Annotated in this window: 13 protein-coding genes; 4 read left to right on the top strand and 9 right to left on the bottom strand. The window is 64.4% G+C overall.

Annotated elements, in window-relative coordinates:
* Positions 1 to 312: 312 nt before the first annotated feature.
* Positions 313 to 1,230, top strand: coding sequence for an NADP-dependent oxidoreductase (locus tag A3AS_RS0100540; protein WP_018315648.1), 918 nt, complete (start codon positions 313 to 315; stop codon positions 1,228 to 1,230).
* A 66-nt stretch (positions 1,231 to 1,296) separates the two neighbouring features.
* Here A3AS_RS0100540 and A3AS_RS0100535 read toward each other — a convergent pair whose 3' ends face one another.
* From A3AS_RS0100535 to A3AS_RS0100515, 5 genes are all read right to left on the bottom strand, one after another.
* On the bottom strand, positions 1,297 to 1,701 hold the full coding sequence (locus tag A3AS_RS0100535; protein ID WP_018315647.1) for a YccF domain-containing protein: 405 nt from the start codon (positions 1,699 to 1,701) through the stop codon (positions 1,297 to 1,299).
* An 89-nt stretch (positions 1,702 to 1,790) separates the two neighbouring features.
* Positions 1,791 to 2,876 (bottom strand): rhomboid family intramembrane serine protease, encoded by a 1,086-nt coding sequence (locus A3AS_RS0100530; protein ID WP_018315646.1) that lies wholly within the window; start codon positions 2,874 to 2,876, stop codon positions 1,791 to 1,793.
* Between the two features lie 87 nt (positions 2,877 to 2,963).
* Entirely contained in the window at positions 2,964 to 3,758 is a 795-nt protein-coding gene (locus A3AS_RS0100525; protein ID WP_018315645.1) for an enoyl-CoA hydratase/isomerase family protein, read from the bottom strand.
* Positions 3,759 to 3,918: 160 nt separating this feature from the next.
* Positions 3,919 to 5,463 carry an acyl-CoA synthetase gene (locus A3AS_RS0100520; protein WP_018315644.1) on the bottom strand — a complete coding sequence of 515 codons (1,545 nt, stop codon included), beginning with the start codon at positions 5,461 to 5,463 and terminating at the stop codon, positions 3,919 to 3,921.
* A 127-nt stretch (positions 5,464 to 5,590) separates the two neighbouring features.
* Entirely contained in the window at positions 5,591 to 6,400 is an 810-nt protein-coding gene (locus A3AS_RS0100515) for a crotonase/enoyl-CoA hydratase family protein (protein WP_018315643.1), read from the bottom strand.
* 116 nt (positions 6,401 to 6,516) lie between these two features.
* On the opposite strand from A3AS_RS0100515, the gene A3AS_RS0100510 reads away from it, so the two are divergent.
* Positions 6,517 to 7,389, top strand: coding sequence for an SDR family oxidoreductase (locus A3AS_RS0100510; RefSeq protein WP_018315642.1), 873 nt, complete (start codon positions 6,517 to 6,519; stop codon positions 7,387 to 7,389).
* 279 nt (positions 7,390 to 7,668) lie between these two features.
* Positions 7,669 to 9,246 carry a fatty acid--CoA ligase gene (locus A3AS_RS0100505; protein WP_018315641.1) on the top strand — a complete coding sequence of 526 codons (1,578 nt, stop codon included), beginning with the start codon at positions 7,669 to 7,671 and terminating at the stop codon, positions 9,244 to 9,246.
* A gap of 174 nt (positions 9,247 to 9,420) precedes the next feature.
* Here the strand turns inward: A3AS_RS0100505 and A3AS_RS0100500 are convergent, their stop codons facing one another.
* Complete coding sequence (locus A3AS_RS0100500) at positions 9,421 to 10,695, bottom strand: acyl-CoA dehydrogenase family protein (RefSeq protein WP_018315640.1); 1,275 nt, start codon at positions 10,693 to 10,695, stop codon at positions 9,421 to 9,423.
* 213 nt (positions 10,696 to 10,908) lie between these two features.
* On the opposite strand from A3AS_RS0100500, the gene A3AS_RS0100495 reads away from it, so the two are divergent.
* The gene (locus tag A3AS_RS0100495) at positions 10,909 to 11,688 is read left to right on the top strand and encodes an enoyl-CoA hydratase-related protein (RefSeq protein WP_026201531.1); all 780 of its coding nucleotides are present in this window, start codon (positions 10,909 to 10,911) and stop codon (positions 11,686 to 11,688) included.
* Between the two features lie 168 nt (positions 11,689 to 11,856).
* Here the strand turns inward: A3AS_RS0100495 and A3AS_RS0100490 are convergent, their stop codons facing one another.
* Genes A3AS_RS0100490 through A3AS_RS0100480 form a run of 3 tightly spaced genes read right to left on the bottom strand, consistent with a single transcriptional unit; the run spans position 11,857 to position 14,009 of the window.
* Positions 11,857 to 12,234, bottom strand: a complete 378-nt coding sequence (locus A3AS_RS0100490) for a DUF6285 domain-containing protein (protein ID WP_018315638.1) — start codon at positions 12,232 to 12,234, stop codon at positions 11,857 to 11,859.
* Between the two features lie 3 nt (positions 12,235 to 12,237).
* Positions 12,238 to 13,224 carry a phosphotransferase family protein gene (locus A3AS_RS0100485; RefSeq protein WP_018315637.1) on the bottom strand — a complete coding sequence of 329 codons (987 nt, stop codon included), beginning with the start codon at positions 13,222 to 13,224 and terminating at the stop codon, positions 12,238 to 12,240.
* Entirely contained in the window at positions 13,221 to 14,009 is a 789-nt protein-coding gene (locus A3AS_RS0100480; protein WP_018315636.1) for an enoyl-CoA hydratase/isomerase, read from the bottom strand. The genes A3AS_RS0100485 and A3AS_RS0100480 overlap by 4 nt, the downstream gene beginning before the upstream one ends.
* Between the last annotated feature and the right edge of the window lie 149 nt (positions 14,010 to 14,158).

The following is a 14,158-nucleotide window of genomic DNA, read 5'->3' as shown; positions in this document are numbered from 1 at the left end:
GTCAGCTCTGGCACCGTTATCGGAAAATGAAGACAACGGCCGCGCCATCCTGCGAACTCAATCTGTTCGCCGTCTCAATGGCCCTTGGTACAGCCGAATTTTGCAATCTTGGTACTGGTCTCATCACCAGGCGTGACGCATCTAACTGCTAGTATCACGAACGAAGCGATCCCGATCGGCAGTCTCAGTGGGAGCCCGTGTCAATGCAGACCGCGGACACTTCCACACTGTCTGGCAGTTTGTGGATAGCCGTCGCGGCTCACACTGACTGCAACCGTTGGGTCAAGAGACAATGACTGAGGAGACAATCCAATGAAGGCGATCGTTGTAACGGAACAGGCCGCGGGAACGGCGGGGATGAAGCTGGTGGACCGGCCCGAGCCGCAGGCTGCGATAAACGACGTCGTGGTTCAGGTTCATGCGTCGGGATTTGTCTCGACTGAGCTGACGTGGCCTTCGACCTGGACTGATCGCCTCGATCGCGACCGAACACCATCGATCCCTGGACACGAGCTGGCCGGAGTGGTCACTGCTCTTGGCTATGGAACGACAGGGCTGGTGTTGGGACAGCGGGTGTTCGGCCTGGCGGACTGGTATCGCGACGGCACGCTGGCCGAGTATGTGGCGATCGAGGCGCGCAATCTTGCGCCGCTGCCGGGCGACGTCGAGTTCACAGTGGGGGCGAGCCTGCCGATCTCGGGGCTGACCGCATGGCAAGGGCTGTTCCAGCATGGCCGTCTCAAATCGGGGCAGAGCATCCTGGCACACGGCGCGGCCGGCGCAGTCGGGTCGATGGTGACGCAACTCGCACGAGAGGCCGGCGCCTACGTCATCGGCACCGGACGCGCCGCTGACCGTCAGACGGTGCTCGATTTGGGCGCAAACGAGTTCGTCGACCTCGACAAAGACTCGCTGCAAGACGTCGGCAAGGTCGATCTGGTGTTCGATGTCATCGGCGGTGACATACAGAAGCGGTCGGTAGAACGCATTCGAGCCGGAGGAACATTGGTGACCATCGTCGGGCCGGCCGAGGCGCGGCCCTCCGATGGATTGGCGGTCGACTTCGTCGTCGAGGCGGATCGCGCCCAACTCAGTGAGATCGTCCAGCGGGCGCGGGACGGACGACTGCGGACGAACATCGGCAAGGTCTCGACCTTCGACGATGCGGTCGCCGCCTTAAATCCGACCGGGCGACGCAAGGGAAATACGATCATTCGCGTTCGTCCCTGAGCGAGCATGCTCATTGATGTCCGCAGCGCGCAGGATGGGGTGCACTTGCGAAACCCATCCTACGCCTCAAGCCGGCACGATTACCTTGCCGATCGGCCACAGCGCGATGCCTGCGAGCTTGAGATGGGCCCAGGCGAAGGGGATGCCGATGATGGTGATCGCGAGCGCCAGTGCGGTCAATAAGTGGCCGAGCGCCAGCCACCAGCCGGCGAGCACGAACCAGATGATGTTGCCGATCACGCCGAGCGGGCCGGTGCCGATATCCTCGACACCGGTCACGTCGTAGCGGCTGACCGCCCGCGAGCCGAACGGCAACAGCGTGTAGACGGCGATGTTGAACGCTGCCCGCGCCCAGGGCAGGCCGATGATGGTGATCGCCATGATGACCGCGGCGATCACCCAGCCGAACGCCATCCAGGCGCCGCCGAAGAGGATCCAGAGGATGTTGAGCAGCATGGAAACGGGGGTCATGGGATGATCCGGAGGTGGATGATCCCGTGCATATAGGCATGAAATCTGTCTCTGCTAAGACGGCCCCGATGTCCCCCTCCCCTCCAAGCTCATAATCCGTGACGCCGGCTGCGTTCGGCGCGCAGCGATGTGCCGACAAACCCAACATCCTCGATCCCGCGCGAGATCTCCTTTGAGCAGAGCCAAAGCGTCAGCGCGGCGGCGCCGATCGCGGCCAGCCCCGAGATGACAACAGGACTAGGGCAGAATGTGGCGAGTAAGTTGTCGAGCGGGACAGACCCGGTGGGCCAGCGCGGGCTGCAAGACGATGCCAGGGCCCAACCGGACAGCATCACGGCGGCCGCGTTCACACCGGCCAAAATCGCCACGACGATCGCAAGGCCCTTCTTGACGGAGAGTGCGAGATCAATCGTCTTCACGACGGCGCAATACGCGACCACGGCGACGAGAGCCGGGACCCATCCAGAACCCCCGGCTGCGATCGCCTGGGCCTGACCGCTCCAGGCCCACAGCGCAACGACGCACCCGAGCAGTGTCAGATTGACCTTCACGGCTTCGGGAAATTTGCAGCGAAGCACCCACACATTCGCTTTCTCGATCAGGTCCAGCACCGCGCAGGCGATCAGCCCGGCCGCAAAACCACCGAGATGCACGCCCCAGTCGATCCGCGAATTGCCGAGCGCAAACGCGATGTTCAATCCGATATTGATCGCGAAGAAGTCGAACCTGAGGTCGAGCTTGCCGAGGATCCACAGGCAGAGCAGCGCTCCGAGGATGCCCGAGGTGGCGCCGGACGCGCCGACCGTCAAATACGGCGTCGAATGGATGCCATTGCCGATGACGGCGCCGAACACCATCGCGCACAGGTAGATGACAAGGAAATAGGCCGGCCCGACCCGCCGCTCGAGATGTGCGCCCCACAGCACCAGGCACAGCATGTTCATGGTGAGGTGGACGAAATTGACGTGCAGGAAGCCATAGGCGACGAGGCGCCAGTATTCGTGCCGCGCGATCGCGGTCGCATACATGCCGCCGTAGCGATACAGCAGCTCCGCCGGCGCCGCCGGACCGCCCGCCTGGATGAAACAGAACCCCGATGCGAGGACCGTCACCGTCATCAGCACGTAGACGGCGGCATGGGGGACTTCGAAGAAACCGGCACGGTATGAGGGCATGGATGATCGCAGGGGATTGGCGTGGGAACGCCAACCTAGCCGAGCCGCTCGATGATTGCTACTCCAACGCGTACCAGACGCCCCCGGCTACCGCCCCTCGAATTTCGGCTCGCGCTTCTCCATGAACGCCTTCATGCCCTCGGCCATGTCCTGGGTTTTGAACAGCGGCAGGAGCTGGAGATAGACGTGGTGGACGTGGTCGTGGAAATTCTCGTTCAGACCCATCCGCATCATGCGCTTGGAGGCCTGCACCGCCAGCGGCGCGTTGGCGGCGATCTCACGGGCGATTTTCGTGGCGCGGGTCATCAGCTCGGCATCCGGCACGACCTCATTCGCAAGGCCCCATTCCAGGCACTCGCGCGCGCTCAGCGTGCGACCGGTGAAGATCAGCTCGGCCGCCTTGGCCCAGCCGAGCATGCGCGGCAGCAGCCATGTGCCGCCGGATTCCGGCACCACGCCGCGCTTGACGAAGGCGGCCGCGAGCTTCGAGGACTCAGCCATGATGCGGATGTCGCACCCAAGCGCGGTGTCCATGCCATAGCCGGCCGCGCCGCCGTTGACGGCGCAGACGGTCGGCTTGTCCATCGCCTGCAATACCGTCGGCGGCGTGTTGCGCAGGTTGATCGTGGTCGGCGAGGACGCCGCGCTGAGGCCGTTGCCGTCGCGCTCCTTGCGCAGGTCGAGCCCGGCGCAGAACGCCCTGCCCTTGCCGGTGAGGATGACGACGCGGACATTCTTGTCCTCGTTGGCCTCGGTCAAAAGGCGCGCGAGGTCGTTCAACATCGGACCGGAGATGGTGTTCAGGCGCTCCGGCGCGTTCAGGGTGATGGTCGCGATGTGGTCGGCGACGGTGTAGAGGACTTCGTTGGCGGCGTCGGTCATGACAGATGTTTCCTTGTCCCTGATCTCGTAGGGTGGGCAAAGGCGCGTTTGCGCCGTGCCCACCAATCTTTCCGGATCACATTCAGAACGTGGGCACGCTTCCGCCTTCGCTCTTCGAGCTACGGCGGACCAGTCGCTTTGCCCACCCTACGGCACCGCCTCAGATCTTCCGCCCCGCCTGCTCCCAATAGGGATCGCGGAGGCGGCGCTTGAAGATCTTGCCGGAATCTTCGCGCGGCAGGCCGCTGCGGATCTCGATGTGTTTTGGAACTTTGTAATCGGCCAGATGCGCCTTCAGCGCGGCGCGGATGTCGGCGGCTGCGAGCGCGACGCCGGCTTGCGGCTCCACCACGGCCATCAGCGCCTCGCCGAATTCGGCGTCAGGGATGCCGAACACCGCGCAATCATGCACGCCGGGGACAGCGTGCAGCACCGATTCGATCTCGGCCGGGTAGATGTTGACGCCGCCCGAGATCACCATGTCGCGCTTGCGGTCGCAGATGAAGACGTAGCCGTCCTCGTCGATGTAACCGACGTCGCCTGAGGTGATGAAGCCGTCGCGGTCGATCTCCGAGCGCTTCTCCGGCTTGTTGTGGTAGGTGAAATCGGCAAGCGCGGCCATGCGGGAATAGATCTCGCCGATCTCGCCCACCCCGAGCACGCGGCCGTCCTCACCGAGGAAGCGCAGCTCCGCACCGGGCGAGATTTTGCCGACCGTGCCGGGCTTCTTCAGCGCGTCCTGGGAGGTCGCGAACGTCACCGCGCTGGACTCGGTCGAGCCGTAGAATTCGTAGATCACCGGCCCCCACCATTCGATCATGGCGCGCTTGACGTCGGCCGGACATGGCGCGGCGGCGTGGATGACGTGGCGCAGCGAGGAGACGTCGTACTTCTTGCGCACCGCCTCCGGCAGCTTCATCAGGCGGATGAACATGGTCGGCACCATGAAGATGGTGTCGATTTTGTAGTGGTCAATCAGTTCAAGGAATTCTTCGGCCTCGAAGCGCGGCATCAGCACCAGCGCGCCGCCGAGCTTGCCGGCGCGGATGCCGAACGAGTTCGGCGCGGAATGATACAGCGGGCCCGGCAGGATCGCGCGGGCGCCGGGCTTGAGCCCATAAATCATCGCGCGCATGCGCTCGCCCGCCGCCTGCTGCTCCGGCGTCGGAGCGTTGCGGCGTACGCCCTTGGGGTGGCCTGTCGTGCCCGAGGTATAGATCATGTTCATCGGCTGCGGCACAACGGGGCCGTCATAGGGCTGGAATTGCGCGAGCCAGGGTTCGAAATCGATGGCGAAGTCCGGCGTCTTCAGATGATCGGGATTGATCCTGTAGTTGGACAGGATCTCCGGCGGCGTCGGCACGCTGAGCACGGTGACGCCCTCAGGGATCGCATCGCGCAGGGCATGCAGCATGTCGGCGTGCCCGATCAGCACGGACGTGCCGGTGTCGTTCAGGATGTAGGTGATCTCTTCCGGCTTGAAGTGCCAGTTGATCGGAACGCCATAGGCCCCGAGGCGCATCGCGGCGTAGGCGGCCTCCAGAAAGGCGATGTCGTTGCGCATCAGCATGCAGACGCAATCGCCTTGGCGGACGCCGATTCTGGCGAGGCCGGAGGCGATGCGGTCTGCGCGGGCTCCGACCTCAGTGTGGCTGCGGCGCCGGTCGCCGGAGACGATGCCGAGGAAGTCAGACGTTTCGCTCATTGTTGTTTTTCTTTTTGCTGGAGTTGCCCCTCATGGTGAGGAGGCGCGAAGCGCCGTCTCGAACCATGAGAGCCCGTGGCCCATCCCTCGAGACGCCGCTGCGCGGCTCCTCGGGATGAGGACCGAGCTAATCCGCATACTTCGCCGCGCGCTTCTCCAGATTGGAGCGCACCGCTTCGGTCTGGTTCGCGCTGCCGATCAGCTTCTGCTGCTCGACCGACTCCGCCAGCAGTGCCGGACCTGGATCGACCGAGAGATTGTTCAGCAGCCGCTTGGCCGCGCGGATCGCATCGGGGCTTTTTCCCGCGATCTCGCGCGCGACTTCGAGCGCCGCCGCGCGCGGGTCGTCGCAGATGCGCGTGGCGAGGCCGTATGTCATCGCCTCCTGCGCGGAGAAGATGCGGCCGGTATAAGTGAGGTCGCGCAGGATGTCGTCGCGCACGAGGCTCGCAAGGATCGGCGTGCCCGCCATGTCAGGCACAAGACCCCATTTGATCTCCATGATCGACATCCGCGCGTCCGCGGAGAGGAAGCGCACGTCGGCGCCGAGTGACAGCTGGAAGCCGCCGCCGAAGGCGACGCCGTGCACGGCCGCGATCACGGGAACCGGAAGCTGGCGCCAGCCCCACACCGCCTGCTGCGGAAAATTCGCCTGGCCGTGGGTCCGCTTGGTGAGATCGCGATTTTCGCCACCCGGAATTCCATTGCCGCCCTTCTCCTTCATGGCGGCAAAACGCCCCATGTCGAGACCGGCACAGAAGGCGCGGCCCTCGCCGGAAAGGACCACAGCGCGCACGCTCTTGTCCTTCGAAAGCCGGTCGGTTGCGGCGACAAGGGCCTCGAACATCGCCTGATCCAGCGCATTCATCTTGTCGGCGCGCACCAGGCGCACGTCGGCGACGCCTTCCGAGATCGAGATCGAGACGCGCTCTTCCATGGATCAATTCTCCCCTGGTTCTTGCCTGTTCTTGTTCAGTGCCGCTTTACAGGACGCCGGCGGCCGGATTTAGTCAATCGACCAATTAACTGACATTCCGTACGGGAGAAACAGCCATGTTCAAGGAAAATCTTCTGGCCGGACGGCGCATTCTCGTGACCGGCGGCGGTACTGGACTCGGCAAGTCGATGGCGGCCCGCTTCCTCCAGCTCGGCGCCGAGGTGCATATCTGCGGCCGGCGCAAGATCGTATGCGACGAGACCGCGACCGAGCTGATGGATCTGTATGGCGGCCGCGTCACCAGTCACGGCGTCGACATCCGCAACGCACTCGCGGTCGAGGAGATGGTGGAGACCATCTTCCGCGACGCGCCGCTGACCGACCTCATCAACAACGCCGCCGGCAATTTCATCTCGCGCAGCGAGGAGCTGTCGCCGCGCGGCTTCGACGCCGTCGCCAACATCGTCATGCACGGTACGTTCTACGTGACGCAGGCGATCGGCAAGCGCTGGATCGCGGCCAAGCAGCCCGGCAACGTTGTGTCGATTACCACGACCTGGGTGCGCAACGGCTCGCCCTACGTGGTGCCGTCGGCGATGAGCAAGTCGGCGATCCATGCCATGACGATGTCGCTCGCGGCCGAATGGGGCCGCTACGGCATCCGCCTCAACACCATCGCGCCCGGCGAGATCCCGACCGAGGGCATGAGCAAGCGCATCAAGCCGGGTGACGAGGCCGGCGCACGCACCAAGGCGATGAACCCGATGGGCCGCGTCGGCACCATGGAGGAACTGCAGAACGTCGCGGTGTTCCTGATCTCCGGCGGCTGCGACTGGATCAACGGCGAGACCATCGCCATGGATGGCGCGCAGGCGCTCGCCATGGGTGGCAATTTCTACCAGCTCCGCGACTGGAGCGACGACGACTGGAAAACCGCGCGGGAGAGCATCATGGCGCAGAACGAGAAGGACCGGGCGAAGCGGGGGTAGTTGTCTGGCGCGAATGCGGAGGCATGTAAGGGGCTGACGTCTTCGCCCCACCCTCACCTGTCGTCCCCGCGACCGCGGGGACCCATAACCACAGGGAGGAGTTGTGGCGCGAGACGGTAACTCCGAGTTATCGTAAAACTTCTCCCTGTGGTTTTGGGTCCCGGATCTACGCGCGCTTGAGGCGCGCTTGTCCGGGACGACAGCGGGGCTCCCACCTTGTCTTCCCCCGCGGATGACGCCACACTCCTGGGCATAAAAACAAGACGCCACGGGAGAAACATGTCCACACAGCCATTGGCAACTCTCGCCGACATGGTGCGCGAACGCGCCAAAAGCCGCGGCAACGCCATCGCCTACGAGTTCGAGGGCCGCCTCACCAGCTTTGCCGAATTCGACGCGAGGACCAACAAGGTCGCCAACGCGCTGATTGCGATGGGCGTGAAGAAGGGAGACCGCATCGCCTATCTCGGCAAGAACAGCGACCTCTATTTCGAGCTGCTGATGGGCGCGATGAAGGCCGGCGTCGTGACGGCGCCGGTGAACTGGCGGCTCGCGGGGCCCGAGGTCGCCTTCATCGTCGAAGATTGCAAAGCCGCGGTGCTGTTCGTCGGGCCGGAGTTCATCACGCAGGTCCGCCAGATCAGGGATCAGCTGCCGGGCGTGCGCACTGTCATCACCACCGAAGGCGGCGCGCCGGAATGGCAGGATTTTCCGGCCTGGCGGGATGCGCAGAGCGGTGACGATCCCGGGGTGCCGATCGCGACGCGCGACATCGCGATTCAGCTCTACACCTCAGGCACCACGGGCAAGCCGAAGGGCGCGATGCTGAGCCACGCCAACTTCCTCAACCTGGTGCAATCAGGCAATGCCGAGGACAAGCCGGAGTGGAACCGGTGGTCGACCGACGACGTCTCGCTGGTGGCGATGCCGGTCTTCCACATCGGCGGTTCCGGCTGGGGTGTGATGGGCCTATATCACGGCGCCCGCGGCGTGATCGCGCGCGAATTCGATCCGACCAAGATTCTGGATTTCTTCGAGCAGTCGGGCATCACAAAGCTGTTCATGGTGCCGGCGGCGATGCAATTCGTGGTGCGGCAGCCACGCGCCAGGACGGTCGATTTCTCGCGGCTGAAATACATGCTCTATGGCGCCTCGCCCATACCGGCGGCGCTGCTGAAGGAGTGCATCGAGGTTTTCAAATGCGGCTTCGTGCAGCTGTATGGGATGACCGAGACCACGGGCACCATCGTCGCGCTGCCGCCGGAGGATCACGTCGAAGGGCTGGAGCGGATGCGCTCGGCGGGCAAGGCGCTGCCGGGTATCGAGATCGCAATCCTCGACCTCGACGGCAAGCCGTTGCCGCCACGAGAGGTCGGCGAGATCGCGACGCGCTCGGGCTCCAACATGGCGGGCTACTGGAATTTGCCGGAGGCGACCGCCGCGACGCTTCGTTCCGACGGCTGGCTGCGCACCGGCGATGCCGGCTACATGGACGAGGACGGCTATCTCTACATCCACGACCGCATCAAGGACATGATCATCTCGGGCGGCGAGAACATCTACCCCGCCGAGGTCGAGAGCGCGCTGTGCGATCATCCTGATGTCGCCGAGGCCGCGGTGATCGGCGTGCCCGACGACAAATGGGGCGAGGCGGTGAAGGCCGTCGTGGTGATGAAGCCGGGCAAAGAGGCGAGCGTCACCGACATCATCAACTTCACCCGGACGCGCATCGCCGGCTACAAGACGCCGAAGAGCGTGGAGTTCCTGCCGGCGCTGCCGCGGAATCCGAGCGGCAAGATCCTGCGGCGGCAGTTGCGCGAGCCGTATTGGGCGGGGAAGGATCGACGGGTGAATTAGCCTCGCTACATCCGCACCGTCGTCCCGGGGCGCGCGTAGCGCGAGCCCGGGACCCATACCCACAGGATCGAGTTTGGCGAAGATTCGGAGTTGCCATCTCGCCCCAAACTACTCCCTGGGGTTATGGGTCCCCGCATTCGCGGGGACGACTCGAGGAGAGATATCGCGTATGCCTCAGTGCTTCCCCGGCCCCATATAGCCGAACAGGAATCCTGCCACCTTGCGCATCTGGATCTCTTCGCTGCCCTCCGTGATACGATACCTGCGGTGATGGCGGTAGATGTGCTCGAACGGCTTGTGGCGTGAGTAGCCCATGCCGCCATGGACCTGCATGGCGCGGTCGGCGGATTCGCAAGCGAGGCGGTTTGCCCAGTAGTTGCACATCGAGACGCGATCCGAGAGCGTGCGCTCGATCTGCTCCTCGGTGAGCTGATCCATCTCCCAGGCGGTCTTGCGGATCAGAAGGCGCAGCATTTCGGCCTGCGTCGCAAGCTCGACCACCGGGAACTGGATCGCCTGGTTCTCGGCGAGCGCCCGTCCGAACGGCTTGCGCTCGCGCGCGTATTTCACACTCTCGTTGATGCAATAGACGGCCGCGCCGAGCGAGCTCGCAGCTTGGCGGATACGGTTCTGATGCACGAAACACTGCGCCAGCGACAGGCCGCGGCCGACCTCGCCGAACAGCGCATCCTCAGGCACGAACACGTCGGTAAAGCTGACGCGGGGGTGGTCGGTCGGCATGTTGAAGGTCCACATATATTCCTCGACCTTGACGCCAGGGCTCTTGGCCGGCACCAGGAAGCAGGTGATGCCGCGGGCGTCGCCGTCATTGCCGCCAGTGCGCGCAAACAGCGCACAATGCGTCGCGACGTGCATGCCTGTGGTCCACATCTTCTCGCCGTTGATGATCCAGCCCTTGACGTTGTCGCGGGTGGCGGGCACCGCGCGCGTCTCCATGTGGGTGGCGTCGGAGCCGTGATGCGGCTCGGTGAGGCCGAAGGTGATGCGGTACTTGCCCCTGATCGAGCCGTCGATCATCGCCTTCTGATCGTCGCGGCCATAGCGATCGAGCATGGTGACGACGGGGAAGTTGCCGACGATGGAATGCTCGTTCTGCAGATCGTTGTGCAGGCCGAGACCTTTTGCGGCAAAATGCTCGCGGATCACCGCCATCCAGAGATTGGAGCCATCCTTGCCGCCATATTGCTTCGGCACTGGAAAGCGGAGGTGACCGGCCGCGTCGGCGAGATCCTTGGCCTTGCGCAGCAGAGCCTCCCATTCATGCCGCGGCAGGCCGCCATTCTCGAAATCGGTGCGCGCCCATTCGCGGCGATGATCGAAGAAGCGAATGTTGTCGTCGGCCTCTTCCAGCGGCTTGATCTCGTGTTCGATGAAACGATCGAGCTCTCCGAGATAGGCGACGAGATCGGCTGGCAATGAGAAATCCACAGGTTCTCTCCCGGATTGATTTTATCGTTTTGCGTTAAGGCGCTAGGCGCATTTCCGCTTCGTGCGATTAAGCTGAGAAGAGCGCGTGCAAGTCAAGCAAAGCGAGGCGTGTGACGCGCGCAAGGCGCACCAGCGCAATTCGATGGTGCCCCAGCGTCCACGCGCGGTAATATGCCGGCAATATTCCTTCGGAAGAAAATGCGGGAGCGCGCGATGGAGCTGAAATTCTCAAAGGTGGAACGCAAGGGGCCGATCACGATCGTCACGCTGTCGCGTCCCGAGGTCTACAACGCGCTGCACACCGATGCGCATTTCGAGCTGCAGAAGGTGTTCGACGATTTCTCCGCGGATGCCGAGCAGTGGGTCGCGATCGTCACCGGCGCCGGCGACAAGGCGTTCTGCGCCGGCAACGATCTGAAGTGGCAGGCGGCCGGCGGCAAGCGCGGCTGGGACAAGGGCGGCTTTGCCGGCCTCACCGCGCGCGTCGACTGCGACAAGCCGATCATCGCCGCGGTGAACGGCGTCGCGATGGGCGGCGGCTTCGAGATCGCGCTGGCGTGCGACCTCATCATTGCCTCGGAGAACGCGACCTTCGCCCTGCCCGAGCCGCGCGTCGGCCTTGCCGCGCTCGCCGGCGGCCTGCACCGGCTGCCGCGGCAGATCGGGCTGAAGCGCGCCATGGGCATGATCCTCACCGCACGCCATGTCAGCGCCAAGGAAGGTTTTGAGCTCGGCTTCGTCAACGAGGTGGTGCCGCAGGGCGAGGCGCTGTCGGGCGCGCTGCGCTGGGCGGACATGATCACCAAGAACTCGCCCATGTCGATCCGCGCCTCCAAGCAGGCGATCCAGAAGGGACTCGGCGTCTCGCTGGAGCAGGCGATCGAGGAGCAGCGGGAGTATCCGGCGGTGAAGGCGATGGTGGCCTCGCAGGATTACATCGAGGGCCCGAAGGCGTTCTCGGAGAAGCGGCCGCCGAAATGGGTGGGGAAGTAGGACCGTCCCTCCCGTCACGACAACGGATTTCGCCAACATAACCGCCGTCATGCCCCGGCTTGACCGGGGCATCCAGTACGCCGCGGCCTCTCAGTATATCGCTGCCGTCTCTGGAATACTGGATCGCCCNNNCNAGCCGGGCGATGACAGCGGAGAATGTGGCGCTGCCTACCCGCCTCGCCCCAGCTCCCGCTTGTACGACGCGTAGTTCGGCTGATCGACGGCGAGCTTGTCCATGGTGGTCGCCCACAGATGCTCGGCGAGGCCCGGCGTTGCGAGGCCAACCTCGCCGTTGGCGATGCGCTCGGCGAGCGTGTGGTTGAGTTCCGCCACCGATCCATCCGTGCCGAGCAGCGCGCGCAGGCGCTCGACCTCCGCAGCATCACTCCCCTCTTCCCGCGTCAGCTGGCGCGTCACGAGATCGAGGATGTTGATGGCGACGCGCAGCTTGAAGGCCTGGTGGCCGGAGATCAGCGGGGTGATGTCGTTGCGCAAGAAATCGGCGACTGACTTGGTCAGCTCGATCGGGGTTGGTTCGTCCTGCATGCGTCAGCTCCCGCGCGGCGCCAAGAGCCGCAACAGATCGATCTCGGTTTCGCTCGCGCGGCGGCCGATCATGGCGCGTTCCATGGAATGGTCAGGCCCCTCGCGAAAGCGCTGCATCATGCCGCCGCACATGATGCCCCAGCGCAGCGTGCCCATCACTTCCCAGAATTTCACGCGCGCGGGATCGACTTGGCGGCCCGCAGCCTCATAGCCCGCGAACAGCTCCTCGCGCGAGCCAAAGCCGCCGACGGGCTTGTCGATCTCGCCGAAACGCCAGGAGTTGACGCAGACCCAGCCGAGATCCTCCATGGGATCGCCGAGATGGGCGAGCTCCCAGTCGAGCACCGCGCGCACGCCATTGCGGCCGATGATGAGATTGCCGTTGCGGAAATCGCCGTGCACCAGCGTCTCCTCAGCCGACGGACCCGGATCGTTGTCGCGCAGCCAGCGCAGCGCCAGCTCGAACACCGGCTTGGGCCAGTTCAGGCTGCGATAATCGCGCTGGAACTCGGAAATCTCCTGCGTCGCCGACCTGCTGCGAAGCTCGGGCAGCTTGTCCTTTGGCAGCCTATGAAGGCCAGCAAGAATGCCGCCGATCTGCCGCGCCAGATGCGGCCGCGCCGCCGCATATTCGTCATCGCGAAGAATCTTGCGCGCGATGGTCTCGCCCTCGACCCTTTGCATGATGAAGCCGGTGCCGAGATCATCCTCCGGCACGAGCACATGCATCACGCGCGGCGACGGCACGCCGGCCTCATAAGCGAGCTGCATCAGCTGCGCTTCAGCCGCAAGACCCGCCGCGCGCGTCGGCGCTGCGCCATAACCCTTCGGCGAGCGGCGCAGGATCGCGCCGATCCCGCCATCGGGATGCGTGATGTCGAAGCGCCAGGTTTCCTGACTGGCGCCGCCCGACAATCTGGCCGCGCCGGTGATGCCGGTCGCGCCCTTGCACCAGCGCCGGACGCTGCGTGAAAGCTCGGCTTCGATCATTTGCCTTTGAACTGCGCGGGACGCTTCTCCAGGAACGCGCCGACGCCCTCGCGGAAATCCTGGGTGTCGCCGGCCCGAAGCTGGCACTGGAATTCGAGATTGAGCTGATCCTCGAAGGAGTTTTCGGGGCTGTCCCAATAGAGCTTGCGGATCAGCGACAGCGCCACCGTCGGGCCGCTGGCAAGATCGCGCGCGAGCTTCATGGCCTCCTCCATCAGCACGCCGTCGTCATAGACGCGGTTGACGAGGCCCCATTCCAGCGCCTTCTCCGCCGGCAGCCGCTCGCCCATCAACGACAATTCGATCGAGCGCGCGCGGCCGACGAGGCGCGGCAACAGCCAGGTCGAGCCGCAATCCGGCACGAGGCCGATGCGGCGGAAAGCCTGCAGGAAGTAGGACGAACGCGCGCATAAAATCATGTCGCCGAGCAGCGCGAAGCTCATGCCGGCGCCCGCCGCCGGGCCGTTGACCGCGGTCACGATCGGGCAATGCAGATTGCGAATGCGGCGCAGGAACGGGTGAAAGCCGGTCTCCAGCGTCAGGCCGGCCTTGGTCTTCTTCGACTGGTTGTTGCGCCCTTGCAGATTGGCGCCGGTGCAGAACGCCCGGCCCGCGCCGGTCAGCACCACGCAGCGCACCTCGTCCTTCTTCTCCTCAATTGCATCGAGCGCCTCGGCGAGACCACCCAGCATGTCCACGGAGACCGCGTTCATCACCTCCTGATGGTCGAGCCTGAGGATCGCGACCGAGCCATCGAAATCGAGCGTGACGTGTTTGAACTGCATGGTTTCCTCGTCAGTTGCAGCCTGCGTCAGTTTCGCAGACCGGAATTACTTTTGCCGGGGCGCATATTTGATTTTTGGCGCGGTCTTGTCCATGGTGATCAGAGCATAGCAAGCAATCTTGCGCGCAGCGGCTGATGCGCCGCATACCC

The organism is Bradyrhizobium sp. WSM2793, from assembly GCF_000379585.1.
GTDB lineage: Bacteria > Pseudomonadota > Alphaproteobacteria > Rhizobiales > Xanthobacteraceae > Bradyrhizobium.
Note: the sequence above shows the minus strand (reverse complement) of the source record. Positions and strands in the feature narration are given on the sequence as shown.

Excerpts from the sequence above, each read along its gene's own strand:
- A3AS_RS0100525 (WP_018315645.1), bottom strand. The coding sequence starts at position 3,758 with ATGACCGACGCCGCCAACGAAGTCCTCTACACCGTCGCCGACCACATC.
- A3AS_RS0100520 (WP_018315644.1), bottom strand. The coding sequence starts at position 5,463 with ATGAGCGAAACGTCTGACTTCCTCGGCATCGTCTCCGGCGACCGGCGC.
- A3AS_RS0100540 (WP_018315648.1), top strand. The coding sequence starts at position 313 with ATGAAGGCGATCGTTGTAACGGAACAGGCCGCGGGAACGGCGGGGATG.
- A3AS_RS0100480 (WP_018315636.1), bottom strand. The coding sequence starts at position 14,009 with ATGCAGTTCAAACACGTCACGCTCGATTTCGATGGCTCGGTCGCGATC.
- A3AS_RS0100535 (WP_018315647.1), bottom strand. The coding sequence starts at position 1,701 with ATGACCCCCGTTTCCATGCTGCTCAACATCCTCTGGATCCTCTTCGGC.
- A3AS_RS0100485 (WP_018315637.1), bottom strand. The coding sequence starts at position 13,224 with ATGATCGAAGCCGAGCTTTCACGCAGCGTCCGGCGCTGGTGCAAGGGC.
- A3AS_RS0100530 (WP_018315646.1), bottom strand. The coding sequence starts at position 2,876 with ATGCCCTCATACCGTGCCGGTTTCTTCGAAGTCCCCCATGCCGCCGTC.
- A3AS_RS0100515 (WP_018315643.1), bottom strand. The coding sequence starts at position 6,400 with ATGGAAGAGCGCGTCTCGATCTCGATCTCGGAAGGCGTCGCCGACGTG.
- A3AS_RS0100490 (WP_018315638.1), bottom strand. The coding sequence starts at position 12,234 with ATGCAGGACGAACCAACCCCGATCGAGCTGACCAAGTCAGTCGCCGAT.
- A3AS_RS0100510 (WP_018315642.1), top strand. The coding sequence starts at position 6,517 with ATGTTCAAGGAAAATCTTCTGGCCGGACGGCGCATTCTCGTGACCGGC.
- A3AS_RS0100505 (WP_018315641.1), top strand. The coding sequence starts at position 7,669 with ATGTCCACACAGCCATTGGCAACTCTCGCCGACATGGTGCGCGAACGC.
- A3AS_RS0100495 (WP_026201531.1), top strand. The coding sequence starts at position 10,909 with ATGGAGCTGAAATTCTCAAAGGTGGAACGCAAGGGGCCGATCACGATC.